The organism is Actinacidiphila sp. DG2A-62 (assembly GCF_035825295.1).
GTDB lineage: Bacteria > Actinomycetota > Actinomycetes > Streptomycetales > Streptomycetaceae > Actinacidiphila.
This window is the reverse complement of the sequence record NZ_JAYMGI010000002.1, coordinates 1,484,536-1,508,931: the sequence shown is the minus strand read 5'-3', so window position 1 is coordinate 1,508,931 and position 24,396 is coordinate 1,484,536. Positions and strand designations below refer to the sequence as shown.

20 protein-coding genes and 2 pseudogenes are annotated in these 24,396 nt (G+C 74.0%); 13 read left to right on the top strand and 9 right to left on the bottom strand.

The features are described from left to right. Positions 1–4: 4 nt before the first annotated feature. Positions 5–1,096, top strand: coding sequence for a zinc-binding dehydrogenase (locus tag VSR01_RS06755; protein ID WP_326448363.1), 1,092 nt, complete (start codon positions 5–7; stop codon positions 1,094–1,096). Positions 1,097–1,158: 62 nt separating this feature from the next. Here VSR01_RS06755 and VSR01_RS06750 read toward each other — a convergent pair whose 3' ends face one another. The 3 genes from VSR01_RS06750 to VSR01_RS06740 form a co-directional block, all read right to left on the bottom strand. Further along, a complete protein-coding gene (locus VSR01_RS06750) occupies positions 1,159–1,563 on the bottom strand; it encodes a nuclear transport factor 2 family protein (RefSeq protein WP_326448362.1) in 405 nt (134 codons plus the stop codon). Positions 1,564–1,642: 79 nt separating this feature from the next. Beyond that, positions 1,643–2,203 (bottom strand): DUF402 domain-containing protein, encoded by a 561-nt coding sequence (locus VSR01_RS06745; protein ID WP_326448361.1) that lies wholly within the window; start codon positions 2,201–2,203, stop codon positions 1,643–1,645. A 146-nt stretch (positions 2,204–2,349) separates the two neighbouring features. Further along, the gene (locus tag VSR01_RS06740; protein ID WP_326448360.1) at positions 2,350–3,018 is read right to left on the bottom strand and encodes a TetR/AcrR family transcriptional regulator; all 669 of its coding nucleotides are present in this window, start codon (positions 3,016–3,018) and stop codon (positions 2,350–2,352) included. Positions 3,019–3,142: 124 nt separating this feature from the next. Here VSR01_RS06740 and VSR01_RS06735 point away from each other — a divergent pair, with 124 nt between their 5' ends. Further along, on the top strand, positions 3,143–4,291 hold the full coding sequence (locus VSR01_RS06735) for an acyl-CoA dehydrogenase family protein (protein ID WP_326448359.1): 1,149 nt from the start codon (positions 3,143–3,145) through the stop codon (positions 4,289–4,291). A gap of 193 nt (positions 4,292–4,484) precedes the next feature. Next, the gene (locus VSR01_RS06730) at positions 4,485–5,114 is read left to right on the top strand and encodes a TetR/AcrR family transcriptional regulator (RefSeq protein ID WP_326448358.1); all 630 of its coding nucleotides are present in this window, start codon (positions 4,485–4,487) and stop codon (positions 5,112–5,114) included. 101 nt (positions 5,115–5,215) lie between these two features. Here the strand turns inward: VSR01_RS06730 and VSR01_RS06725 are convergent, their stop codons facing one another. Then, positions 5,216–5,680, bottom strand: a complete 465-nt coding sequence (locus VSR01_RS06725) for a MaoC family dehydratase (RefSeq protein WP_326448357.1) — start codon at positions 5,678–5,680, stop codon at positions 5,216–5,218. 230 nt (positions 5,681–5,910) lie between these two features. Between VSR01_RS06725 and VSR01_RS06720 the strand changes: the two genes are divergently transcribed. From VSR01_RS06720 to VSR01_RS06695, 6 genes and pseudogenes are all read left to right on the top strand, one after another. Next, a complete protein-coding gene (locus tag VSR01_RS06720) occupies positions 5,911–6,651 on the top strand; it encodes an SAM-dependent methyltransferase (RefSeq protein WP_326448356.1) in 741 nt (246 codons plus the stop codon). Between the two features lie 132 nt (positions 6,652–6,783). Next, positions 6,784–9,608 (top strand): annotated as a pseudogene (locus VSR01_RS06715) (penicillin acylase family protein). Between the two features lie 187 nt (positions 9,609–9,795). Further along, complete coding sequence (locus VSR01_RS06710; protein WP_326453523.1) at positions 9,796–10,632, top strand: SDR family oxidoreductase; 837 nt, start codon at positions 9,796–9,798, stop codon at positions 10,630–10,632. Next, positions 10,629–12,283: pseudogene (locus VSR01_RS06705) on the top strand (class I adenylate-forming enzyme family protein). The gene VSR01_RS06710 and the pseudogene VSR01_RS06705 overlap by 4 nt, the downstream one beginning before the upstream one ends. Before the next feature lie 124 nt (positions 12,284–12,407). Then, positions 12,408–13,142 (top strand): TetR/AcrR family transcriptional regulator, encoded by a 735-nt coding sequence (locus VSR01_RS06700; protein WP_326448355.1) that lies wholly within the window; start codon positions 12,408–12,410, stop codon positions 13,140–13,142. An 18-nt stretch (positions 13,143–13,160) separates the two neighbouring features. After that, the gene (locus VSR01_RS06695; protein ID WP_326448354.1) at positions 13,161–14,144 is read left to right on the top strand and encodes an NADPH:quinone oxidoreductase family protein; all 984 of its coding nucleotides are present in this window, start codon (positions 13,161–13,163) and stop codon (positions 14,142–14,144) included. Between the two features lie 116 nt (positions 14,145–14,260). On the opposite strand, the gene VSR01_RS06690 is transcribed toward VSR01_RS06695, so the two are convergent. Together VSR01_RS06690 and VSR01_RS06685 are read right to left on the bottom strand one after the other, a co-directional pair. Next, complete coding sequence (locus VSR01_RS06690) at positions 14,261–15,475, bottom strand: acyl-CoA dehydrogenase family protein (RefSeq protein WP_326448353.1); 1,215 nt, start codon at positions 15,473–15,475, stop codon at positions 14,261–14,263. Positions 15,476–15,478: 3 nt separating this feature from the next. Beyond that, positions 15,479–16,510, bottom strand: a complete 1,032-nt coding sequence (locus VSR01_RS06685; RefSeq protein ID WP_326448352.1) for a phosphotransferase family protein — start codon at positions 16,508–16,510, stop codon at positions 15,479–15,481. 182 nt (positions 16,511–16,692) lie between these two features. Between VSR01_RS06685 and VSR01_RS06680 the strand changes: the two genes are divergently transcribed. Further along, the gene (locus VSR01_RS06680; RefSeq protein ID WP_326448351.1) at positions 16,693–18,024 is read left to right on the top strand and encodes a glucarate dehydratase family protein; all 1,332 of its coding nucleotides are present in this window, start codon (positions 16,693–16,695) and stop codon (positions 18,022–18,024) included. A gap of 160 nt (positions 18,025–18,184) precedes the next feature. Here the strand turns inward: VSR01_RS06680 and VSR01_RS06675 are convergent, their stop codons facing one another. Then, the gene (locus VSR01_RS06675; RefSeq protein ID WP_326448350.1) at positions 18,185–19,582 is read right to left on the bottom strand and encodes a GntP family permease; all 1,398 of its coding nucleotides are present in this window, start codon (positions 19,580–19,582) and stop codon (positions 18,185–18,187) included. 174 nt (positions 19,583–19,756) lie between these two features. Beyond that, positions 19,757–20,278, bottom strand: coding sequence for a gluconokinase (locus VSR01_RS06670; RefSeq protein WP_326448349.1), 522 nt, complete (start codon positions 20,276–20,278; stop codon positions 19,757–19,759). A 241-nt stretch (positions 20,279–20,519) separates the two neighbouring features. Here VSR01_RS06670 and VSR01_RS06665 point away from each other — a divergent pair, with 241 nt between their 5' ends. Beyond that, positions 20,520–21,332 carry a FadR/GntR family transcriptional regulator gene (locus VSR01_RS06665; protein WP_326448348.1) on the top strand — a complete coding sequence of 271 codons (813 nt, stop codon included), beginning with the start codon at positions 20,520–20,522 and terminating at the stop codon, positions 21,330–21,332. A gap of 88 nt (positions 21,333–21,420) precedes the next feature. Next, positions 21,421–22,101 (top strand): NUDIX hydrolase, encoded by a 681-nt coding sequence (locus VSR01_RS06660; RefSeq protein WP_442785406.1) that lies wholly within the window; start codon positions 21,421–21,423, stop codon positions 22,099–22,101. A gap of 28 nt (positions 22,102–22,129) precedes the next feature. Here VSR01_RS06660 and VSR01_RS06655 read toward each other — a convergent pair whose 3' ends face one another. Beyond that, the gene (locus VSR01_RS06655; protein ID WP_326448347.1) at positions 22,130–23,143 is read right to left on the bottom strand and encodes a LysR family transcriptional regulator; all 1,014 of its coding nucleotides are present in this window, start codon (positions 23,141–23,143) and stop codon (positions 22,130–22,132) included. 174 nt (positions 23,144–23,317) lie between these two features. On the opposite strand from VSR01_RS06655, the gene VSR01_RS06650 reads away from it, so the two are divergent. Next, entirely contained in the window at positions 23,318–24,394 is a 1,077-nt protein-coding gene (locus VSR01_RS06650; RefSeq protein ID WP_326448346.1) for an NADP-dependent oxidoreductase, read from the top strand. The last annotated feature ends 2 nt before the right edge of the window (positions 24,395–24,396 follow it).

Below are 24,396 nucleotides of genomic sequence, written 5' to 3'. Positions count from 1 at the left end.
GACCGTGGTCCGCGCAGCCGTACTGCCCGCCGTCGACGCACCGTTGACCGTCGCCGAGATCGACCTTCCCGAGCCCGGCCCGGGGCAGGTGCGGGTCCGGCTCGCCGCCGCGGGGGTGTGCCACTCGGACCTGTCGCTGTCCAACGGCACACTGCGCCAGCCCGTCCCGGCGGTGCTCGGCCATGAGGGGGCCGGCACGGTCGTGTCGGTGGGCCAGGGGGTCGGGCATGTGGCGCCCGGCGACCGGGTGGTCCTCAACTGGGCCCCCGCGTGCGGCGCGTGCCACTACTGCGGCCTCGGCGAGCCGTGGCTGTGCGCCGACGCCGGGAAGGCGGCGGCCGCGCCCTACGCCACGTTGGCCGCGGACGGCGCCGAGTTGTATCCGGGGCTGGGCACGGCGGTGTTCGCCGAGGAGACGGTCGTCGCGGCCGGCGCGGTGCTCCCGCTGCCCGACGGCATCCCGCTCACCGACGCCGCGCTGCTGGGCTGCGCGGTGCTCACCGGGTACGGCGCGGTGCACCACTCGGCGGCGGTGCGCGCGGGGGAGTCCGTGGCGGTGTTCGGCGTCGGGGGAGTGGGCCTGGCGGTGCTGCAGTCCGCCCGGATCGCCGGCGCCGACCGGATCGTCGCGGTGGACGTCGCGCCGGGCAAGGAGGAGTTGGCGCGGGCGGCGGGCGCCACCGACTTCGTGACCGCGCAGTCGGACGGCAAGGACACCGCCCGCCAGATCCGCGCGCTGACCGGGGGACACGGCACGGACGTGGCCATCGAGTGCGTGGGCCGCGCCGACACCATCAGGACCGCGTGGTCGGCCACCCGGCGCGGCGGCCGAACGACCGTGGTGGGCATCGGCGGCCAGGACCAGGACGTCACCTTCTCCGCGCTGGAACTCTTCTACTTCGGCCGCACGTTGTCGGGGTGCGTGTACGGCAACTGCGACCCTTCCAAGGACCTCCCCGTCCTCGCCGGCCACGTGCAGGCGGGCCGCCTCGACCTGTCCGCCATGGTCACCGACCGGATCGGCCTCGACGCCATCCCGGCCGCGTTCCAGGCCATGACGGCGGGGCGGGGCGGCCGCGCGCTGGTCGTCTTCTGAACCCCGCTTGCCGACAGCCGTGCTCGGGGCCGCGTCGCCTGGGCTGCGGAGGGCCGACGGGTTCACCGAGGTCGGCTGCCCGGGGATTCTCGGTCGTCCGACGGCTCGATCTCCCCCGCGAAGACGATCACCTGGTCGATGAGGCTCCGCCGCAGATGGACGACGTCCGTTCCCGCAAGGCGGGGGCCTCCGTCCGGCGTGGTGAAGACCCACTGGTACCGGGCCCACTCGTCGGGCATGTCCACCGCCGAGCAGCGCACCATCGTGCCGGTCCCCGCCGGGTGGCGCCGGATGTCCAGCACGAACCGCTCGACCGCCGCGATCCCTTCGCTGCGGCCCAGCGGTCCCCAGAAGACCACGTCCGAGGTCAAAGCCTGGGAGAGCAGGGCAGTCACATAGCTGTCGTGCGAGGCATTGAATGCGGAGATGAACGTGTCGATCGCGGAGCGTGCCGTCTCTTCCTGCATGCCTCAGTCATACCAGCCGCTGCCCGCGCACCCGCCCCGCGAGCCGGCTTCCGATCACCGCGGACCGTCCGTCGCGGTACTACTCCACCATCGCCAGCCACTTCCGGTGTGCTCCGCCGAAGGGGCCGGAGCCCGCGGCGACGGCTTCCAACAGCCCTCGCGCGGACTGCTCCGCCGACGCGATCACCTCCGGCGGGTAGCCGTAGCGGACCTGGTGCTCGGCGAACTCGTCCTCGTCGACGAGCACCGTGTGCCCGGTGCCGCGCCGACGCAGCACGTCGAGGTCGAGGTCGACCATGGTGACGGTGTCGGCCGTGGGCCAGCGGGGCGGGGTGGTGATGTCGCAGTAGATCTCGGTGCGTCGCGGGGGCGCGTTGAAGGTGGCCGTCCACCAGGTGTCGCCGCGTGGGAAGAGGATGACGTGCGCGTCGGGGACAGGGTGCGCAGCGTAGAGGCCCTTGAACATCATGCTGTCGGCGGGAAGTCCGAGCCACACGCCGTGCTCGTCCTCGCCGAGTCGGCGCATCCGCAGGTTCCAGTGCAGCGAGCCGTCGTACTTGAGGTAGTCGACCTGGACGAAGCCGTCGACACCACCCCGCCGGTCCGATGATGTGTTCGCCGTCGTCGCCATGGACGTCATCCTGGCAGCGTCCGGCACACACGCGCTCCCGGATTCCCCGCCTCCGTTCACCGCCCGCGCCGCGCGCCACGTCTCCGCGCCGCGCGCCACACTCGGGCACCGCATGCTGCCCCCCGCGAGCCGCGCTCGCCCGCGCCGCGCGCCCCTCACGCCTCGCCGCGCCGCCCCGCGCCGCCTCCCGTTTCCGCGAGCGCGCGGAACTGCAGGTCGAGGCCGTCCACCAGTGCGCGCAGCCCGGTCTCGAAGGCCGTGCTGTCCACCCGCTCCTGGTGGCGCACCAGCAGATGCGCCTGGCCGAGGTGCGGGTAGTCCGCCGGGTCGTACGCCTGCGCGTCGTCGACGAAGCCGCGCGCGAAGGAGCCGAGCGCCGAGCCGGCGACGAAGTACCGCATCAGCGCGCCGATCCTGGTCGCCTGGGCCGGCGGCCAGCCCGCGTCGACCATGCCGCCGAAGACCGCGTCGGCCATCCGCAGCCCGGCCGGGCGCAGTCCCGGCCCGGTGGCCAGGAACGGCACGAAGTGCGGATGGTCGGCGAGGGCGGCGCGATAGGACCGGCCCCAGCGCAGCAGCGCGGCCCGCCAGTCGGTGCCGTCGCCGAACATCGACAGGTCGACTTTCTCGATCACCGTGTCGGCCGCGGCGTCGAGGATCGCCTCCTTGGTGGCGAAGTGGTTGTACAGCGAGGGCCCGCTGACCCCGAGGACCGCGGCGAGCCGCCGGGTGGACAGGGCCGCGAGCCCGTCCTCGTCGATCAGGCCGAGCGCCGCGGACACGATGCGGTCGCGGCTGAGCAGGGGCTTGCGGGGACGGGCCATGCGGCACATAGTAGGGGCTGCGCGCAAAAACTAGCGCTGGTAGTTGAGATGGCGACGGCCTGTGTCGGCCGGGACGGCGGGCGTCGACCGCAGGGAGCGCAAGAGGAAGGGTCCGGGTGGCTCAGTGAACCTCGAACTGTCCGAGGAGCAGGCCGCGGTCAAGGCGCTGGCCAGGGACTTCGTCGCACGCGACGTGGCGCCGCACGCGGTGGCCTGGGACCGCGCGGAGAGCGTCGACCGCGGCATCGTCAAGAAGCTCGGCGACATCGGCTTCCTCGGGCTGACCATCCCCGAGGAGTACGGCGGCTCGGGCGGCGACCATCTCGCGTACTGCCTGGTCACCGAGGAACTGGGGCGCGGCGACTCCTCGGTCCGCGGCATCGTCTCGGTCTCGCTCGGACTCGTCGCCAAGTCGATCGCGCAATGGGGCGACGAGGCGCAGAAGCGGCAGTGGCTGCCCCGGCTGACCGCGGGCGAGGCGCTCGGCTGTTTCGGCCTGACCGAGCCCGGCACCGGCTCCGATGCCGCGAACCTCACCACCCGCGCCGTCCGCGAGGGCGACGGCTATGTGATCTCCGGCAGCAAGATGTTCATCACCAACGGCACCTGGGCCGACGTCATGCTGGTCTTCGCCCGCACCGGCGGCGAGGGGCACCGCGGCGTCAGCGCGTTCCTCGTGCCGACCGACGCGCCCGGCGTGATCCGCCGCGAGGTCCACGGCAAGCTGGGGCTGCGCGGCCAGGCCACCGCCGAGATTGTGCTCGGCGGCGTGAGGGTGCCGGCCGCCGCGATGCTCGGCCCCGAGGGCAAGGGCTTCTCGGTGGCGATGTCGGCGCTGGCCAAGGGACGGATGTCGGTCGCGGCCGGCTGCGTCGGCATCGCCCAGGCGTGTCTGGACGCGGCCGTGTCGTACGCGGGGGAGCGCGAGCAGTTCGGCGCGCCGATCGCCGGCCGCCAGCTGGTGCAGGAGCTGCTCGCCGACATCGCGGTCGACGTCGACGCCGCGCGCATGCTCACCTGGCGGGTCGCGGACCTCGTCGACCGCGGGCTGCCCTTCGCCACCGAGTCCTCCGTCGCCAAGCTCTACGCCAGCGAGGCGGCGGTGCGCTGCGCCAACAACGCGCTCCAGGTCTTCGGCGGCTACGGGTACATCGACGAGTTCCCGGTCGGCAAGCTGCTGCGCGACGCCCGGGTGATGACGTTGTACGAAGGCACCAGCCAGATACACAAGCTGCTCATCGGTCGGGCGCTGACGGGCGTGTCGGCGTTCTGACCGCCCCGTCGCGACCCAAACCCGTCCCGTCCCGTCCCGGCCCCGTCGCGGCCCGCCCCGCCCCGCCCCGCGCACCCGCCGCCCAGGCACCCGTCCCCGCGACGTGACATAAGCTACCGCTCGGTATCTAAGCGCTTGCTCACCTTCCAGGTAGGGTGTGATCCTGTCGACGGACCCCTGGAAGGAGCGAGCGATGACTGCGGAGGCGGCAACCGGCGAGGCGTGGGGCGACATCACCCCCGACGCCGCCAGGCGGCTGGTGGTCGCCGCGGTCCAGGCGTTCGCCGAGCGCGGCTACCACGCCACCACCACCCGCGACATCGCCGGCCGGGCCGGGATGAGCCCGGCCGCGCTCTACATCCACTACAAGACCAAGGAAGAGCTGCTCTACCAGATCAGCAAGGTCGGGCACCGGCTCTCCCTGGACATGCTGGCGGGTGCGCGCGACGCCGAGGGCGGGCCCACCGAGCGGCTGGCCGTCGCGGTGCGCGCCTTCGTCCGCTGGCACGCCGAGCACCACACCACCGGCCGGGTCGTGCAGTACGAACTCGGCGCGCTCGCACCCGAGCACTATGCCGAGATCGTCGCGCTGCGCCGCCAGTCCGAGGACGCGATCCGCGCGATCATCAAGGAAGGCGTCACCGCGGGCGAGTTCGACGTGCCCGACGTCTCCGGTACGACGCTGGCCGTGCTCTCGCTCTGCATCGACGTGGCGCGCTGGTTCAACCCCGAGGGTCGCAGGACGCCCGACGAGGTCGGCGCGCTCTACGCCGACCTCGTGCTGCGCATGGTCCGCACCCAGCAGGAGCCCGCCCAGGGCTAGCGTCGGCCCAGGGCTAGCGTCGGCCTGGGACCGCCGCCGGCTCGCAACTGCCGCCGCCCCAGGACCACCGCCTGCCGGGGCCCGCCCGTGACACCGTCGGCTCAGAGGTAGAAGCGGGCCACCGTCTCCGCCACGCACACCGGCTTCTCGCCGCCTTCGCGTTCGATCGTCACCCGGGTGACCAGCTGCACGCCGCCGCCCGCCTCGCTCACCTCCGCGATCACCGCGGTCGCGCGCAGCCGCGAGCCCACCGGGACCGTGGAGGGGAAGCGCACCTTGTTGACGCCGTAGTTGACGCCCATCGTGACGCCCTCGACGTGGAAGAGCTGCGGCGTCAGCGACGGGATGAGCGACAGGGTGAGGTAGCCGTGCGCGATCGTCGTGCCGAACGGTCCCTTCGCCGCGCGCTCCGGGTCGACGTGGATCCACTGGTGGTCGCCGGTGGCCTCGGCGAACAGGTCGACGCGCTTCTGGTCGATCTCAACCCAGTCGGTCCAGCCGAGCTGCTCGCCCACGGCGGAGCGCAGTTCGTCGAGCGAGGCGAAGACGCGGGGCTGCTGCGGCATGGGATGGGCCTCCGGTTGATTTGACCAAGCGCTTGCTCAGCAGCATGGTCAGCCGGGCCCCGCGTGTCAACGTCCCCCGCCCTGCACCCGCGCTCACCGCCCCGGACCGGCGCTCACCGCCCGGGACCGGCGCTCACCCCCGGTGGGCGCCCCCGCTCCCGGCCGGCCCGGCCCCCGCCCTCTCCCGCGTCGATTGCGCCGCGCCCCGCGATCCGGCAGCATGCGCGCCCATGAGCCTGCGCCACCACGAGATCGCCGAAGCCCGGCACCGCGTCATGAACCCGATCACCGAGGAGAAGCTGCGGCTGCTCGGCGAGATCTGCCGCCCCCGCGCGGGCGACCGCCATCTGGACCTGGCCTGCGGTAAAGGGGAGATGCTCGCGAGCTGGGCCGCGCGCTACGGCAGCGGCGGCCTCGGGGTGGACGTCAGCGAGGTGTTCCTGACCGCGGCCAGGGCGCGCGCCGCCGAGCTGGGCGTGGCCGACCGGGTCGCCTTCGTGCGCGGCGACGCCGGTGCGTACGAGGCCGAACCGCGGGCGTACGACATCGTGTCGTGCCTCGGCGCGACCTGGATCGGGCAGGGCCTGGCCGGCACCATCGACCTGCTGCGCCCCGCGCTGCGCCCGGGCGGGCTGATGCTGATCGGCGAGCCCTACTGGAACGAGCCCGCGCCCGAGGAGGCATTGGAGGCGCTGGGCATGGAGCCCGACGACCACACCTCGCTGGCCGGCACGCTGGACCGGTTCGAGGCGGCCGGCATGGAACTCGTGGAGATGGTGCTCGCCGACGGCGACAGCTGGGACCGCTACGCCGCCGCGCAGTGGCTCACCGTCTCCGACTGGCTGCGCGACCACCCCGGGCACCCGGACGCGGCGGACATGCGCGAGTTCGCCGACCACGCCCGCCGCACCCACCTGACGTACACCCGGCGCTATCTCGGCTGGGGCGTGTTCGTGCTGCGGGCCGCCTGAGCCGCCGACGGGCCGTCGTCGCGCCCGCGCGCGGCCCCCGCCCGGCCCTCACCAAAAGTTGACGTATGTTCATCTTCCGGCTCTGCCGTACCGGCGGTAACCTCCGCGCACCGGCACCCGGAAGGAGCAGACATGCCGCTGCGGACTCCCCCACGACCGACCGGCACGCGCACCAGACCTCTCAGCAGGCGCAGCAGACCGTTCAGAGGTGCGTTCCAGAGGTTCCACCGGCTCGGCCGCCTGCGCACGGCCACCGCCGCCGCGCTGCTCGCGCTCGGCGCGACGCTGATCGCACCCCTGCCGATGGCCGCGCACGCCGCCGACCCCACGGTCGACTACTGCGGCGGGCAGTGCGCGGACATCCTCCCGCCCGGCGAGAACGGCAACGCCACCCTCGCCGACATCCTGGCGAACAAGGTGTTCGGCACCCGCCCCGCGCACACCATGGACCAGCTCGGCCCCTACTCCTCGCTGGCCGACGGCTACCCCGGCCTGACCGACGCGAGCATCATGAACTTCTTCAACTCCTCCTTTTTCGGCGTCCCTTCCGACCAGGTGGCCTCGACGACGAGCCCGCGCTCCGACGTCACGATCACCCGGGACAAGAAGACCGGCATCCCCCACATCAAGGGCACCACCCGCTCGGGCACCGAGTTCGGGGCCGGATACGCAGCGGCGCAGGACCGGTTGTGGCTGATGGACCTCTTCCGCCACGTCGGACGCGGCGAGTTGTCGTCGTTCGCCGGCGGTGCGGCGGCCAACCGCGGTCTGGAGCAGGAGTTCTGGCGGCAGGCCCCGTACACCGAGGACGACCTCCAGTCGCAGATCGACTGGCTCTCCCAGCAGGGCGGCGCCCGCGGACAGCAGGCGCTCGCCGACGCGCAGTCCTACATCGACGGCATCAACGCGTACATCACCGCGGCCAAGAACGGCCGTTACTTCCCCGGCGAGTACGTGCTGACCGGGCACGTCGACGCGATCACCAACGCGGGCACCATCGAGCCCTTCAAGCTCACCGACCTGATCGCGCTCGCCTCGGTGATCGGCGCGCTGTTCGGCACCGGCGGCGGGGGAGAGGTGCAGTCCGCGCTGTCGCTGGCGGCGGCGCAGCAGAAGTACGGCGTCGACAAGGGCACCCAGGTCTGGGAGTCCTTCCGCGAACGCGACGACCCCGAGGCCGTGTCCACCGTGCACGACGGCCACAGCTTCCCGTACGCGGGCAAGCCCGCCAGTGCTCAGGGCGAGGCGCTGCCCGACCCGGGCTCGGTGGTGCCCGAGCCGCTGGTCTACGACGCGACCGGCGGCGCCACCCAGTCCACCACCAAGAGCCCCGGCGTGCTGCCGTCCAACCTGTTCTCCTCGCCGCGCAAGGGCATGTCCAACGCGCTGGTGGTCAGCGGCGCGCACACCGCCAGCGGCCACCCGGTCGCCGTCTTCGGCCCGCAGACCGGCTACTTCGCCCCGCAGCTGCTGATGCTCCAGGAACTGCAGGGCCCCGGCATCAGCGCGCGCGGCGCCTCCTTCGCGGGCCTGGGCATGTACGTCGAGCTGGGCCGCGGCCAGGACTACGCGTGGAGCGCCACCTCGGCCTCCCAGGACGTCACCGACACCTACGCGGTCGAGCTGTGCCAGGACGCCACGCACTACGTTTTCCACGGCAGTTGCGTGCCGATGGAGAAGCTGGAGCGGACCAACTCCTGGCAGCCCACCACCGCCGACTCCACGCCGGCCGCTCGTACCGGATGCAGGTGTGGCGCACCGCCTACGGCCCGGTCGAGTACCGCGCCACGATCGGCGGGAAGGCGGTCGCGTACACGCAGCTGCGCAGCTCCTACCGGCACGAGGCCGACTCGATCCTGGGCTTCCAGGAGCTGAACGACCCGGCGTTCGTGCACGACGCGGCGTCCTTCCAGCAGGCCGCGCAGAACATCAACTACACGTTCAACTGGTTCTACGCCGACTCCCGGCAGACCGCCTACTACAACAGCGGCACCAACCCGGTGCGCGCCACCGGCGTCGACGCCTCCTTCCCGGTGTGGGCGCAGGCCGCCTACGACTGGCGCGGCTGGGACCCGACGTACAACACCGCGGACTACACCCCGCCGTCGCAGCACCCGCAGTCCATCGACCAGGACTACTACGTCAGTTGGAACAACAAGCAGGCCCCCGGCTACACCGCGGCCGGCTTCGGCGACGGCTCGGTGCACCGCGCCGACCTGCTGAACGACCGGGTGAAGGCGCTGGTCCAGCAGGGCGGCGTGACCCGTTCCGCGCTGGCCAAGGCGATGGAGGACGCGGCGCTGACCGACCTGCGCGGCGAGGACCTGCTGCCCGAACTGCTGCAGATCATCGGCACCGCACCGGTCACCGACTCCCAGGAGGCCACCGCCGTCCAGCAGTTGACGGCCTGGAGCCAGGCGGGGGCCAAGCGGCACGAGACGTCGCCCGGCTCCCACGCGTACGCGAACGCGGACGCGATCCGGGTGATGGACGCGTGGTGGCCGCTGCTGATCCAGGGCGAGTTCGAGCCCGGCCTCGGCAGCGACCTCTACACCGCGCTGGAAGCGAACCTGACCGTCGACGAGTCGCCCTCGGCCGGCCACGGCCCGACCGGCTCGCACGCCGGCAGCTCCTTCCAGTACGGCTGGTGGTCCTACGCGGACAAGGACCTGCGCAAGGTGCTGGGGCAGCCGGTGCAGGGCGCGCTCGCGCAGACGTACTGCGGCGGCGGCCAGCTGGCGGCCTGCCGCGACGTGCTGCTGTCCACGCTGAAGCAGGCCGCCGCGGTCCCGGCGAGCACCGTCTACCCCGGTGACGACGGCGGCTGCTCGGCCGGCGACCAGTGGTGCGCCGACTCGATCGTCCAGCGCCCGCTGGGCGGTGTCACCGACGACCGGATCAGCTGGCAGAACCGTCCGACCTTCCAGCAGGTCGTGGAGTTCCCCTCGCACCGCTGAGGGCGACGCGGGGGCCGGGCGCACGCGCGCCCGGCCCCCGCGGCCGTCCGGGGGACGCGGGCGACCGCGCCCGGCGAACGCTCTTCCCGTCGCGTGACCGACCGCTTAGTATGCGAGCGGAGGTCGCGCCGTCCCTCGGGCGCCGCGGCCGGGAGGATCGCCGAGTCGAAGGAGACACGCCGTGGCCGTGGAAGCGCTGCGCGACGCCCGGGTGGTCGTCACGGGAGCCGGCGGGGGCATCGGGGCGGCGCTCGCCCGCGCGTTCGCCGCCGAGGGCGCCCGGGTCGCGGTCAACGACCTCGACGCGGACGCCGCCCGCAGGACCGCCGACGGGATCGGCGCCACCGTCGTGCCCGGCGACGCCTCGACCGTCGTACCCGCCGCCCGCACCGCGCTCGGCGGCCGGATCGACGTCTTCTGCGCCAACGCCGGAGTCGGCACCGGGGGCGGCCCCGAGGCCGACGACGCGGCCTGGGAACTGGCCTGGGACGTCAACGTCATGGCCCACGTCCGGGCCGCCCGCGCGCTGCTGCCCGAGTGGCTGGAGCGCGGCGAGGGCCGCTTCGTGTCCACCGTCTCGGCCGCCGGGCTGCTGACCATGATCGGCGCGGCGCCGTACTCGGTGACCAAGCACGGCGCGCTGGCCTTCGCCGAGTGGCTGTCGCTGACCTACCGGCACCGCGGCGTGCGCGTCCACGCGGTCTGCCCGCAGGGCGTGCGCACCGCGATGCTCGACTCCACAGGACCGGCCGGCGACCTGGTGCTCAGGCCCACCGCGATCGAGCCGGAGGACGTCGCCCGCGCGGTCCTCGACGGCATCGCCGCCGAGCGCTTCCTGATCCTGCCGCACCCGGAGGTGGCCGGTTACTACGCGGCGCGCGCCGCCGAGCCCGAACGCTGGCTCGGCGGCATGAACAAGCTGCAGCGCGGCTACGAGGCGCTCCAGGCGCAGACCGCCCACGCTCAAGCCGCCCCCGCCGCTTCCGCTCCCGCCCAGGACCGCTCCACGGAAGGGCCCGCATGACCGCCTACGCCGACCGCCCCTGGCTCAAGCACTTCACCCCCGAGCAGCGGCAGGACACCGCCTACCCGCCGTCCGTGCTGCACGCCTTCCTCGCGCATGCCGAGCGCGCCCCCGGCCACCCCGCGCTGCGCTACTTCGACGGCGTCCTCGGCTACGGCGACCTGGACGCGCTGTCCGACGGCCTGGCCCGGCACCTGCGCGCGGGCGGCTTTTCACCCGGCGACCGGCTCGCGGTCATGCTGCAGAACACGCCGCAGTTCGCCGTCGCCGTCCTCGCCGCGTGGAAGGCGGGCGGCGCGGTGGTCCCGGTCAACCCGATGTACAAGGAACAGGAGCTGGCGTACGTCCTCGCCGACTCCGGCGCCGCGGGCGTCGTCTGCTCCGAGCGCGCCTGGGACGCCTACGTGCGCCGCGCGGCGGCCGGCGCCGGCGTCGCGATCGCGCTGACCGCCAGCGAGTACGACCTGCAGACCCGCGACGACGCCCGTGTGCTGAGCGGCGGGCGGCTGCCCGCGGACGACGCCGAGGACCTGCTCGCCGCCGCCCGCGCCGCCGCCGGCCCCGCCCCGACGTGCCGCTGCCGGCCGCCGCCGACACCGCGCTGGTCAGCTACACCTCCGGCACCAGCGGCCACCCCAAGGGCGCGCTCAACACCCACGGCAACATCTCCTTCAACGCCCACCGCCAGGTGCGCGTCCAGGGCTTCGACGACGACGCGGTGTACTTCGCGCTCGCGCCGCTGTTCCACATCACCGGCATGGTCTGCCAGCTCGCCGCGGCGCTGGCCGGCGGCCACACGGTGGCGCTGGCGTACCGCTTCGAGCCGGGCGTGGTCCTGGACGCCTTCCGCGAGCACCGGCCGGTGTACACCGTCGGCCCGTCCACCGCGTTCATGGCGCTGCTGGCCCGGCCGGACGCGACCGCCGCGGACTTCGCGTCGTTCCGGCTGATCTCCTCCGGCGGCGCGCCGCTGCCGCCGGCGGTGGTCGAGGCGTTCCGCGAGCGCAGCGGCGGGCTGTACCTGGCCAACGGCTACGGTCTCACCGAGTGCACCGCGCCCTGCGCGAGCGTCCCGCCCGGCCGGGAGGCGCCGGTCGACCCCGCCTCGGGGACGCTCGCGGTCGGCGTGCCCGGCCCCGGCACGATGGTCAGGATCCTGGACGACGCGGGCGCCGAGGTGCCGTTCGGCGAGACCGGCGAGATCGCGGTGAGCGGACCGATGGTCGTCCCCGGCTACTGGAACCGGCCGCGGGAGTCCGAGGCCGCCCTCCCCGGCGGCGAACTGCTCACCGGCGACATCGGCTTCATGGACGAGGACGGCTGGCTCTACGTGGTCGACCGCAAGAAGGACATGATCAACGCGTCCGGATTCAAGGTGTGGCCCCGCGAGGTCGAGGACGTCCTGTACACCCACCCGGCGGTGCGCGAGGCCGCGGTCGTGGGCGTGCCGGACGCCTACCGCGGCGAGAGCGTGAAGGCGTACGTCAGCCTGCGCCCGGACGCGCGGGCCGACGCGGCGGAGCTGGTCGCGTACTGCAGGGAGCGGCTGGCGGCGTTCAAGTACCCGCGCGAGGTCGAGGTGCTCGGCGAGCTGCCGAAGACCGCCACCGGCAAGATCCTGCGGCGCGAGCTGAAGGCGCTGGGCCGGTGACGGCCGGGCGCGGCGGACCGGCCGGATAGGGTCCTTACCCGGGGTACGGTCCGCAGCGCGGCCGCACCGCGACCGTACCGGCCGGGAACGGGCGCCCGGCAGGGCTGAGAGAGGACGACAGGGCATGGCACGCAGGCCGAAGGGCGAGGGCGAGGGCACCGGTAGGCATACGGCGGCGGGCGCGGGGGCGGGTACGGCCGCCGGAGCGCGCGCGGCGTCCGGGACGCGCGCGGCGTCCGGGACGCGCACGGCGGCGGGCTCCGGCACGGGCTCCGCCTCCGGTTCCGGTCCGGCGGTTCCCGAGCGGCTGCTCGCCGAGGCCACCCGGCTCTTCGCCGAACGCGGCTACGACCGCACCTCGGTGCAGGAGATCGTGGAGGCGGCCGGCGTCACCAAGGGCGCGCTCTACCACTACTTCGGCTCCAAGGACGACCTGCTGCACGAGATCTACGCCCGCGTCCTGCGGCTGCAGACCGAGCGGCTGAACGCCATCGCGGCCGGCCCCGGCGACGTCCGCGCCCGGCTGGCGGAGGCTGCCGCCGACGTGGTCGTGACCAGCATCCAGAACCTGGACGACACCAAGATCTTCTTCCGCTCGATCCACCAGCTGAGCCCGGAGAAGCAGAAGGCCGTGCGCGCCGAGCGCCGCCGCTACCACGAGACGTTCCGCTCGCTGGTCGAGGAGGGCCAGCGCGACGGGCACTTCCGCCCCGAGCCGCGGCCGGACCTGGTCGTCGACTACTTCTTCGGCTCGGTGCACCACCTGGGCACCTGGTACCACGCGGACGGACCGCTGACCGCGCGGCAGGTGGCCACCGAGTTCTCCGACCTGCTGCTGCACTCGCTGCGGCGGCCCTGACCCCTTGGGGAGTCCCACGTGAAGGCATGGCGCGTGCACGAGACCGGCGAGCCGCGTACGGTGATGCGCCTCGACGAGGCGCCGGTCCCCGAGCCCGGCCCCGGCCAGGTGCGCCTGCGGGTGCGGGCGGCGAACGTGAACTTCCCCGACGCCATGCTCTGCCGCGGGCAGTACCAGATCCGGCCGCCGCTGCCGTTCACGCCGGGCGTCGAGATGTGCGGCGAGGTCGACGCCCTCGGCGAGGGCGTGACCGGGATCGAGGCCGGCGCGCGCGTGATCAGCCCGGCCGCGCTGCCCGGCGGCGCCTTCGCCCAGTACGCGGTGGTGCCGGCGGAGGGCGTGCTGCCGGCTCCCGACGCGCTGGACGACGCGCAGGCCGCGGCGCTGCACATCGGCTACCAGACCGGCTGGTTCGGCCTGCACCGGCGCGCCGCGCTGCGGCCGGGCGAGACGCTCCTGGTGCACGCGGCCTCCGGCGGCGTCGGCAGCGCCGCCGTACAGCTGGGCAAGGCGGCCGGCGCCACCGTCATCGGCGTGGTCGGCGGGGCCGACAAGGCGAAGACCGCCCGCGAGCTGGGCGCGGACATCGTGGTCGACCGCCGCACGAAGGACTTCGTGGCGGTGGTCAAGGAGGCGACCGGGGGCCGCGGCGCCAACGTCGTCTACGACCCGGTCGGCGGCGACGCCTACGCCCGGTCCACCAAGTGCATCGCCTTCGAGGGCCGCATCGTGGTGGTCGGCTTCACCTCGGGCACCGTCCCGACGCCCGGGCTCAACCACGCGCTGGTGAAGAACTACTCGATCCACGGCCTGCACTGGGGCCTGTACAACACCCACGACCCGGTCGCCGTGCGGCACGCCCACGACGAGCTGACCCGGCTGGCCGCGGACGGCGAGGTGCGCCCGCTGGTCAGCGAGCGCGTCCCGCTGGACGGCGCGGCCGACGCCGTCCAGCGGGTGGCGGACGGCGCGACCGTGGGCCGGCTGGTCGTCCTCCTTTGAGGAGCCGCGGCCCCAGAAGTACCGCGAAGGACCCCAGCGGTTCCGCGCGAGGCCTCAGCGCTTGAGGCCTCGCGTCGGAGCCCTCAGCGCTTGATGCCTCGCGCCGGCCGGAACCCTCAGCTGTACCGCTTGAGCTCGCGCCGGGCCAGCGAGCGCTTGTGGACCTCGTCGGGGCCGTCCGCCAGCCGCAGCGTCCGTGCCGCGGCCCACAGGTGGGCGAGCGGGAAGTCCTGGCCGACGCCGCCCGCGCCGTGCACCTGGATGGCGCGGTCGACGATCCGCTGGACGGCCGCCGGCGTGGCGATCTTGATGGCCTGGATCTCGGTGTGCGCTCCCTGGTTGCCGACGGTGTCCATCAGCCAGGCCGTCTTGAGCACCAGCAGCCTCAACTGCTCGATCTCCACCCGGGCTTCGGCGATCCACTCCTGCACCACGCCCTGCGCGGCGAGCGGCTTGCCGAAGGCCACCCGGCCGGCCGCGCGCCGGCACATCAGCTCAAGGGCCCGCTCCGCCATGCCGATCAGCCGCATGCAGTGGTGGATGCGGCCCGGCCCGAGGCGGGCCTGCGCGATGGCGAAGCCGCCGCCCTCCTCGCCGATCAGGTTCTCGGCCGGCACCCGCACGTCGCGGAAGACCACCTCGGCGTGGCCGCCGTGGTCGCCGTCGTCGTAGCCGAACACCCGCATGCCGCGCCGCACTTCCAGGCCCGGGGTGTCGCGCGGCACCAGGATCTGGCTCTGCTGGCGGTGCCGCTCGGCGCCCGGGTCGGTCTTGCCCATCACGATGAAGATCGCGCACTTGGGGTTCATCGCCCCGGAGATGTACCACTTGCGACCGTTGACGACGTACGAGTCGCCGTCGCGCTCGATCCGCGTCTCGATGTTCGTGGCGTCCGAGGAGGCGACGTCCGGCTCGGTCATGGCGAAGGCGGACCTGATCTCCCCGGCCAGTAGGGGCTCCAGCCACTCCTTGCGCTGCGCGGGGGTGCCGAACTCGGCCAGCACCTCCATGTTCCCGGTGTCCGGGGCGGCGCAGTTGAGGGCCGGGGGCGCCAGGTGCGGGCTGCGGCCGGTCAGTTCGGCCAGCGGCGCGTACTGGAGGTTGGTCAGCCCCGCACCGTGCTCGCCGGGCAGGAAGAGGTTCCACAGGCCTTGGGCGCGGGCGGCGGCCTTGAGCTCCTCCACCACCGGCGGCGCCGACCAGCGCGCCTCGCCGACCGCTTGTTCGCGCTGCTCGTCGAAGACCGGTTCCGCGGGGTAGACGTGCTCGTGGAGGAACGCGTCCAGGCGCCCGCGCAGCTCCTCGGTCCTGGCGTCGTAGCCGAAGTCCATGGGTCAGCCCTTCTGGTGCTGGAGTGTGTGCAGTCCGCGGTCGATGAACAGCGGCACCACGGAGCCGATCCGGTCGAAGCCGCGGCCGAGGGTCCGGCCGAGCGTCCAGCGGTAGTGGATGCCCTCCAGGATCACGGCGAGCTTGAAGTAGGCGAAGGCGGTGTACCAGCCGATCTCCGACACGTCGCGGCCGGAGCGGGCGGCGTAGCGCTCCACCGTCTCGGCGGAGGTCGGGTGGCCGGGGGCGCCGGCCGCGGTGGGGACCGGGAAGCCGGGGATGTCCTGCTGCTCGCCGTACATCACCAGCAGCCCGAGGTCGGTGAGCGGGTCGCCGAGGGTGGACATCTCCCAGTCCAGCACGGCGGTCAGCCGGTCGTCGGCGCCGACGAGGACGTTGTCCAGGCGGTAGTCGCCGTGCACGACTGCGGGCGGCGGCGAGACCGGCATCCGGCGGCCCAGCGCGGCGTGCAGCTCGTCGATGCCGGGCAGCTCACGGCTGCGGGAGGCGTCGAGCTGCTTGCCCCAGCGGCGCAGCTGGCGGTCGAGGAAGCCCTCGGGGCGGCCGAAGTCGGCCAGGCCCACCGCCGCGGGGTCCACCGCGTGCAGGTCCACGAGGGTGTCGACCAGGGCCAGCGCGATCCCGCGGGTCCGCTCCGCGCCCAGCTCGCGCAGCTGCGCCTCGGTGCGGTACGGCGTGCCCGGCACGAACTCCATCACGTAGAACGGCGCGCCCAGCACCTCGGGGTCCTCGCACAGCAGCACCGTGCCCGGCACCGGGACCGGCGTCGGGGCCAGGGCGGACATCACCCGGTGCTCACGGGCCATGTCGTGCGCGGTGGCGAGCACGTGGCCCAGCGGCGGGCGGCGCACCACCCAGGCGCCCGCGCCGTCGCCGACCCGGTAGGTGAGGTTGGAGCGGCCGCCCTCGATGAGCCGGGCGTCGAGCGGGCCGGCCACCATGCCGGGGCGCTCCCGGTCCAGGTAGGCGCGCAGCCGGTCGAGGTCGAGCCCGGGGGGAGTGTCCGTATCCGTCATGGCCGAAATCGTACCGACTGGTCGGTATGCAGTCCAGGTCCCCTACGGCGCCCCGCGTGGCGCGTACGTCACACCCGTGGCGGGCGGCTCGCGCCCGCGTCGGCCGGCGCACGGGAGGCCGCGTTGACGCCCGGTGCCGCGCCCGCCTAGGCTCTGGACTTATGGGTGAACCTAATTCACATATGCAGACAGCGGTTCCGAGGGCCACTCCTGCCGGCGCCGTCGGCACCGGCACCGTCGTCGCCGAGGTGCGGCTGACCCCCATCCTGATCGCCGATCCGCCGCTGCTCAACACCCAGGGCGTTCACCAGCCGTACACCCCCCGCCTCATCATCGAGGTCGTCACCGCCGACGGGACCACCGGAATCGGCGAGACGTACGGCGACACCCGCTACCTCGACCTCGCCGCGCCGCTGGCCAAGGCGCTGCCCGGCCGCTCGATCAGCGACCTGAACGGCCTGTTCACCCTCGCCGACCAGGTCTGCGGCGACCCCGCGGAGGTCTCCGACTCCGTCGACGTCGGCGGTCTGCGCGGCGTCCAGACCGCCGACAAGCTGCGGCTGTCGGTCGTCTCCGGCTTCGAGGTGGCCTGTCTGGACGCGCTCGGCAAGACCCTCGGCCTGCCCGTGCACGCGCTGCTCGGCGGCAAGGTCCGCGACCGCGTCGACTACAGCGCCTACCTCTTCTACCGCTTCGCCGCCCACCCCCAGGGCCAGGGCGAAGCCGACGACTGGGGCGAGGCGCTCGACCCGGCCGGCGTCGTCGCCCAGGCGCGGCGCTTCGCCGACCGGTACGGCTTCGGCTCGTTCAAGCTCAAGGGCGGCGTCTTCCCGCCCGACCAGGAGATCGCCGCGGTCCGCGCGCTCGCCGAGGCGTTCCCCGGCCGGCCGCTGCGGCTTGACCCCAACGGCGCCTGGTCGGTGGAGACCTCCCTGGAGGTCGCCCGCGAACTCGCCGACGTGCTGGAGTACCTGGAGGACCCGGCCAGCGGCACCGACCGGATGGCCCGGGTCGCGGCCGGCACCGACCTGGCGCTCGCCACCAACATGTGCGTGACGACGTTCCCGGAGATCCCCGAGGCGTTCACCCGCGGCGCGGTCCAGGTCGTGCTCTCCGACCACCACTACTGGGGCGGCCTGCGCAACACCCAGCAGCTCGCCGCGGTCTGCCGCACCTTCGGCGTGGGCCTGTCCATGCACTCCAACACCCACCTGGGCATCAGCCTCGCCGCGATGACCCACGTCGCCGCGACCGTGCCCAACCTCGACTACGCCTGCGACTCGCACTACCCCTGGCAGACCGAGGACGTCATCACCGAGCGCCATGTCTTCCCCGGCGGCGCGCTGACCGTGAGCGACCGCCCCGGTCTCGGCGTCGACCTCGACCGCGACGCGCTCGACCGGCTGCACCGGCGCTGGCTCGACGACGACGGCACGATGCGCGACCGCGACGACGCGGCGGCCATGCGCAAGGCGGACCCGCGGTGGACCACGCCGGCGGTCCCGCGCTGGTGAGCCGCTGCGCCGCCCCGCACGGATGAGCCGCGCCGGCGACGCCGCACGGGTGAGCCCCGGGTGAGCCGTGCCGGGAGCCCGCACCGGTGAACGGCGACCGCCCCGGCCGTCCCCGCGGTGGGGACGGCCGGAGCGGTTCACGTCGCCCGGCGGTCACCGGCTAGATGATCACCGACAGCAGCATCACGAAGCCGAGCGCCACCACCGAGATCACCGTCTCCATCGCCGACCAGGTCTTCAGGGTCTGCGGGATGTCCATCCCGAAGTACTCCTTGACCAGCCAGAAGCCGGCGTCGTTGACGTGCGAGAAGAACAGCGAGCCGGCGCCCACGGCCAGCACCAGCAGCGAGGTGTGCGACGTCGACATGCCCTCGGCCAGCGGCCCGACGAGGCCGGCCGCGGAGATGATCGCCACCGTCGCCGAGCCGGTCGCGATCCGGATCAGCACCGCGATCAGCCAGCCGAGCAGCAGCGCCGAGATGTTCCAGTCCTTCGACCAGTCCAGAATGGTCTGCCCCACGCCGCAGTCGACCAGCGTCTGCTTGAAGCCGCCGCCCGCGCCGACGATGAGCATGACGCCGGCGATCGGCGCGAGCGAGGCGTCGACCGTCGCCGACATCCGCTCCTTGTCGAAGCCCGCCGCCCGGCCGAGCGTGAACATCGCGACGATCACCGCGGCCAGCAGCGCGATCAGCGGCGTGCCGATGACGTCGAAGATCCGGTACGTCAGGCTGCCCTGGTCGTCCACGAACACGTCGGCGAGCGCCTTCGCCAGCATCATCACGACCGGCAGCAGCATGGTGCCCGCGGTGGCCACGAAGCTGGGCCGCGTGTCCAGCTCGTCCGAGGCGCGGGCGGGCGTCATCCGCTCCGGCGGCGACACGTGGACCCAACTGGACGCCACCCGCCCGAACAGCGGGCCGGCGATCGCCAGCGTGGGCAGCGCGACCAGCACGCCGAGCGCCAGCGTGGTCCCCATGTCCGCGTGGATCGCGTCGATCGCCGCCAGCGGGCCGGGGTGCGGCGGCACCAGGCCGTGCATGATCGACAGGCCGGCGAGCGCGGGTATGCCGATCCTGATCAGTGACTGACCGCTGCGCCGGGCCACCAGCAGCACCACCGGGATCAGGATCACCAGGCCGATCTCGAAGAACATCGGCAGCCCGACCAGGCCCGCGATCAGCGCCATCGCCCACGGCAGCCGCTTCTCGCTGGTCCGCGCCAGGATCGTGTCGACGATCTGGTCCGCGCCGCCGGAGTCGGCGAGCAGCTTGCCGAGGATCGAGCCGAGCGCGATCAGGGTGCCGACGCTCGCCACCGTCGTGCCGAGACCGGTGGTGAAGCTGGTGACGGTCTTGGCCAGCGGAGCGCCCGCGACCGAGCCGAGCACCCCCGAGCCGATGGTCAGCGCCAGGAAGGCGTGCAGCTTGAACCGGGTGATCAGCACGACGATGACGGCGATCCCGGCGAGGGCGGACAGGGCGAGCCGGGTGTTCCCGGCGTCGGTGATCGGCGGCGGGGTGGCGGCGGCCAGCAGCTCGACGCTGAGTGCGGACACGGAGGACTCCAGAGGGTGCTGGGGGAGGGTGGATCGGGGAGGGGGCTGGGCGAGGGTGGGGCAGGGGGGTGTCGGGGCCGGGGACGTCCGGGAGGGTGGTCGGGGCCGGGGGGATGTTCGGGAGGAACGTCAGGGGTTTCGGCGTCGCCTCGGGGTTTCGGCGTCGCCTCGGGGTTACGGCGTCGCGCCGGGCAGCGCGGCCAGCGCCCGGGCGGCGATCTCCTGCGGGGTGCCCTCGATGCCGACGACCGCGCCGGCCTCGTCGGCCCCGAGTGCTTCCAGCGCCTCGAACTGCGAGGCGAGCAGCCCGGACGGCATGAAGTGCTCCATGCGCGCCGCCAGCCGCGAGGCGATCAGCTCCGGCGGCCCGTCCAGGTGGAGGAAGAACAGGCCGGGGTCGGCGCGCCGCAGCCGGTCGCGGTAGCGGCGGCGCAGCGCCGAGCAGCTGACCACGCCGCCGCGCTCGCCGCGCTCGGCGATCCAGCCGGCGATCGCGTCCAGCCAGGGCGCGCGGTCGGCGTCGTCCAGCGGGTGCCCGGCCGACATCTTGGCGATGTTCGCCGGCGGGTGGAAGTCGTCCGCCTCGGCGTAGGGCGCACCGAGCCGCTCGGCCAGCAGCCCGCCGACGGTCGACTTGCCCGAACCCGAGACCCCCATGACGACGATCACCGGGAGGGCGCCGGGCGCGGCCGTCATCGGTCCTGCTTTCTCACGACAACTCCTTCGGACAGGTCCGCGCCCGTGCGGGGTGCCGGGCGCGGGGTGCCGGGTTTTGGCGGCCGCGGCGCGAGGCGGGTGCGGGTGGTGGTTCTGGCGGGTCGGCTGGCGACCACTGAACACCCATAGGTGCTACTTATTCAAGAGGTCGTGACGTAAACGTCATATGAGTGTGCGTGTCGTGGAGCTATGAGCCTCCCTGTCCGCCTAGGCTGGGGGTATGCGTCAGGAGGACACGGCGGGTGGGCGGGAGGCGGGCGGCAACGGCCTGCACTCGCGCGTGCTGGACGAGTTGGGCCCGGCGATCGCCTCGGGCGAGCACCCGCCGGGCACCGTCCTGCGCATCGACGAGCTGGAGGACCGCTACGGCGTCTCCCGTACGGTGGTCCGCGAGGCGGTGCGGGTGCTGGAGGCGATGCACCTGGTGGAGTCCCGCCGCCGGGTCGGCATCACGGTCCGCCGCACCGAGGAGTGGAACGTCTTCGACCCCGCCGTGATCCGCTGGCGGCTGGCCGGCGCCGACCGGCCGCGCCAACTGCGCTCGCTGACCATGCTGCGCACCGCGGTCGAGCCGGTCGCCGCGGGGCTCGCCGCACACGCCGCCACACCCGAGCAGTGCCGCGAACTCACCGTGCTGGCCGCGGAGATGGCCGCCGCCGGGCGCGCCGCCGACCTGGCCGCGTACCTGGTGCACGACATCGCCTTCCACCGGGTGGTCCTCGACGCGTCGGGCAACGAGATGTTCGCGCGGCTCGGCGACGTGGTGGCCGAGGTGCTGACCGGACGCACCGAGCACCATGTGATGTTCACCGCGCCCGACCCGGAGGCGGTCACCCTGCACGTCCGCGTCGCCGAGGCGGTCCGCGCCCGCGACGCCGCGGACGCGGAGGCGCTGATGCGCGAGATCTGCGTGGGGGCACTGCGCGAACTCGACATCCTCGTGCCGGACGCGGAGGGGCCCACGGTCGTGGGCGCGGACGTGAGCGACGGCGTGAGCGCGGGCCCCGGCCGCGTCGCGGGGGCGCCGGGATAGTCTCGGCGTACCGCGCCGGCCGCTCGGTGCCCTGTCAGCACGGACGGACGGCCGCCGCCGAGTCCCTGCTCGCAGGAAGCGCCCGACCATGCCCGATGACGCCCGCCGCCCGGATCCCGCCGCCGCGCCCGCGCGCGGTCCTGCTGCCGCGCCCGGCCCCGCGACCGGTCCCGCCGCCGGCAGCGACGCCGGCCCCGCCGCCGGGGACCAGGCGCCGCTCTCCGCGGACGAGATCCTCGACATCGTCGACGAGCAGGACCGCGTCGTCGGCCAGGCGCCGCGCGGCGAGGCGTACGCCCGGGGGCTGCGACACCGTGCGGCCTTCGTGCTGGTCCGCGACGAGCACGACCGCGTCTTCGTGCACCGCCGCACCGCCCGCAAGCTCGTCTTCCCCTCGCACTACGACATGTTCGTCGGCGGCGTCCTCGGCGCCGACGAGACCTACGACGAGGCGGCGCTGCGCGAGGCCGAGGAGGAACTGGGCGTCAGCGGACTCCCGCAGCCCGAACCGCTGTTCAGGTTCCTGTACGAGGACGGCCCGCACACCTGGTGGTCCGCGGTGTACCAGGTGCGCTGCACGCTCCCGGTCGACCCGCAGCCCGAGGAGGTCGCCTGGCACGCCTTCCTCACCGAGGACGAGCTGACCGCCCGGCTGCCGCGGTGGCCCTGGGTCCCCGACGGCCTGGAGGCGTACCGCAGGCTGCTCGCGCACCGGGCGGAGGCGGAGGCGGATCGCCGCGCGGACGCGGATCACCCGGCGGAGGGTTAGGCGCCGCTACCGCGGCGGTCAGGAGCCGCTACCGCGGCGGGCGCGCGGTGCGCGCGACCGGGCGCGGCGACGGCCGGCGTGCCGTCGCGGCGGCGTCCGCGTCGGGCGCCACGAGCGCGGTCGCGGTCGCCGCGCGGACCGGGGCCGCCGCGCCCCGCACCAGGGGCAGCACCGTCCTCGCGGCGGCGCGCAGTTCGCGGATCACCGCCCATACCGCCCGCGTCCCGGCCAGCTCCGGCGTGGTGACGTAGCCGACGGTGCGGGTCGGACGGCCCGGGCCCAGATCGGCGACCGCGACCGTGGCCGGCGCCTCCAGCAGCGCCAGCGCGGGCATGATCGCCATCCCGAGGCCGCCGGCGACCATGGACAGCACCACGCTGTCGTCGCCCGCGTCCAGCGTGGCCCGCGGGATCCAGTCCTGCTCCGACCACCACGCGCGCGTGCACGACGAGCAGTTCTCGGCCCAGTCGACCAGGGGGAGCGTCCGCGGGTCGGCCGCGCCCGCCGGATGTGCCAGCGCGTACGGCTCGGCCAGCAGGGCGCCGCGCACGAGCCCGGGCGGCAGCGGCGCCGAGCCGTCCAGCGTCGCGATCGCCAGGTCCGCCCGGCCGGCCACGACCTCCCCGGGCGTGCCGGGACCGAGGTCGGGCACGATCCGCACCCGCGGCGCCACGTCCGGATGCCGTACGCCGAGCGCCGCCAGCGCCCCCGGGAGCAGGTGCGCGGCCGCGCTGCGGAACGCGGCCACCCGCACCGTGCCCGAGGGCTCGCCGGTCGCCGCGCCGCGCACCTCGTCGGCGATGCCGTCGAGCAGCCGCAGGACGCGCCGTGCCTGTGCGGCCGGGGCCCGGCCCGCCGCGGTGGGTCGCGCGCCGTGCCGGCCGCGGTCGAACAGCACCGCGCCGAGCTTGCGTTCGCAGGCGCGCACCGTGTGCGAGACTGCCGACTGGGTGGTGCCCAGGCGCTCGGCCGCGCCGGTGAAGCTGCCCGCCCCCGCCACGGCGACCAGGACGCGCAGCTCCCGCACGGCGAGATCGGTCATGCCGCCCAGGGTAACGGCGGCTCCTTATCCATCGGCGCCGCTCATGGAACCGGCCGACCCATCACCGCGGCCCCCTGCCTCCCGCTCCCGCGCGCGCCTAGCGTGCCGGGCATGAGCACGCACCGCACGACCCAGCCCGCACCCGGACCCGTCCCTGTGCCCTCCTGCGGACCCGTGTCCGCTGCCGTGACCGGCCCCGCGTCGACCGCCACCGGCCGCGCGCCGACCGCCACCGGCCCGGCCCCCGTCGCCGTCACCTACCACCAGGTCGCCCGGCCCGTGGGGATGCCCGTCGCGGACGACTTCGCGCGGGTGGAGCACGCCGTGCCGGTGCCCACGGCCGGAACCGTCCTGGTCGAGAACATCTACCTGTCCGTCGACCCGTACATGCGCGAGGCCATGGAGGAGGGCGTCTGGGAGCTGAACGCGCCGCTGGAGGGGCGGGCCGTCGGCCGGGTGGTGGCCGGCTCCGCGCCGGGCCTCGCGGTCGGCGACCTCGTCTCGCACCGGCGGGGCTGGCGCACCCACGCCCTGCTCGCCCCCGGCGAGGCGCGCGTGCTGCCGCGCGGCCAGGGCGTACCCCTGCGCGCCAGGCTCGGCGTCCTCGGCGGCACCGGCCTGACCGCGTACGTCGGCCTGACCCGCACCGCCCGGCTGCGGCCGGGGGAGACGGTCTTCGTCGACTCCGCGGCGGGCGGAGTGGGCACCGCGGTGGGCCAGTTCGCCCGGGTGCTCGGCGCCGCGCGCGTCTACGGGAGCACCGGCTCCGCCGCCAAGGCCGAGCACCTGGTGCGCGATCTGGGCTTCGACGCCGCCTTCGACCGCCACCGGGGGCCGTACGCCGAGCAGTTGGCGGCGATCGCGCCCGAGGGCGTCGACGTCGGCTTCGAGAACGTCGGCGGCGAGCAGTTGGAGGCCCTGATCGGCGCCATGCGCGAGCACGGCCGGATCGCCTGGTGCGGCAGCATCGCCCAGTACAACGATCCGCACCGGCCGCCGGCCGCCCCCCGCAACCTCTACGACCTGGTCCACAAGGCGGTGAGGCTCGAAGGTTTCCTGGTCCGCCACCACACGCGACTCCAGGGCGAACTGGAGGAGTTCTGCGTACCGCACCTGCGCTCCGGCCGGATCGTGCCGGACGACACGGTGGTACCGGGCATCGACGGGATGGTGGACGCCTTCCTCGGGGTCTTGCGCGGGGCCAACACCGGCAAGATGATCGTCCAGGTCGGTGACCCAGAGGAGAAGTGACG

Coding starts and splice junctions, on each gene's coding strand:
- VSR01_RS06670 (WP_326448349.1), bottom strand. CDS start 20,278: ATGACGGCCGCGCCCGGCGCCCTCCCGGTGATCGTCGTCATGGGGGTC.
- VSR01_RS06655 (WP_326448347.1), bottom strand. CDS start 23,143: ATGACCGATCTCGCCGTGCGGGAGCTGCGCGTCCTGGTCGCCGTGGCG.
- VSR01_RS06690 (WP_326448353.1), bottom strand. CDS start 15,475: ATGGACTTCGGCTACGACGCCAGGACCGAGGAGCTGCGCGGGCGCCTG.
- VSR01_RS06680 (WP_326448351.1), top strand. CDS start 16,693: ATGCAGACAGCGGTTCCGAGGGCCACTCCTGCCGGCGCCGTCGGCACC.
- VSR01_RS06685 (WP_326448352.1), bottom strand. CDS start 16,510: ATGACGGATACGGACACTCCCCCCGGGCTCGACCTCGACCGGCTGCGC.
- VSR01_RS06720 (WP_326448356.1), top strand. CDS start 5,911: ATGAGCCTGCGCCACCACGAGATCGCCGAAGCCCGGCACCGCGTCATG.
- VSR01_RS06665 (WP_326448348.1), top strand. CDS start 20,520: ATGCGTCAGGAGGACACGGCGGGTGGGCGGGAGGCGGGCGGCAACGGC.
- VSR01_RS06750 (WP_326448362.1), bottom strand. CDS start 1,563: ATGCAGGAAGAGACGGCACGCTCCGCGATCGACACGTTCATCTCCGCA.
- VSR01_RS06700 (WP_326448355.1), top strand. CDS start 12,408: ATGGCACGCAGGCCGAAGGGCGAGGGCGAGGGCACCGGTAGGCATACG.
- VSR01_RS06745 (WP_326448361.1), bottom strand. CDS start 2,203: ATGACGTCCATGGCGACGACGGCGAACACATCATCGGACCGGCGGGGT.
- VSR01_RS06660 (WP_442785406.1), top strand. CDS start 21,421: ATGCCCGATGACGCCCGCCGCCCGGATCCCGCCGCCGCGCCCGCGCGC.
- VSR01_RS06740 (WP_326448360.1), bottom strand. CDS start 3,018: ATGGCCCGTCCCCGCAAGCCCCTGCTCAGCCGCGACCGCATCGTGTCC.
- VSR01_RS06730 (WP_326448358.1), top strand. CDS start 4,485: ATGACTGCGGAGGCGGCAACCGGCGAGGCGTGGGGCGACATCACCCCC.
- VSR01_RS06725 (WP_326448357.1), bottom strand. CDS start 5,680: ATGCCGCAGCAGCCCCGCGTCTTCGCCTCGCTCGACGAACTGCGCTCC.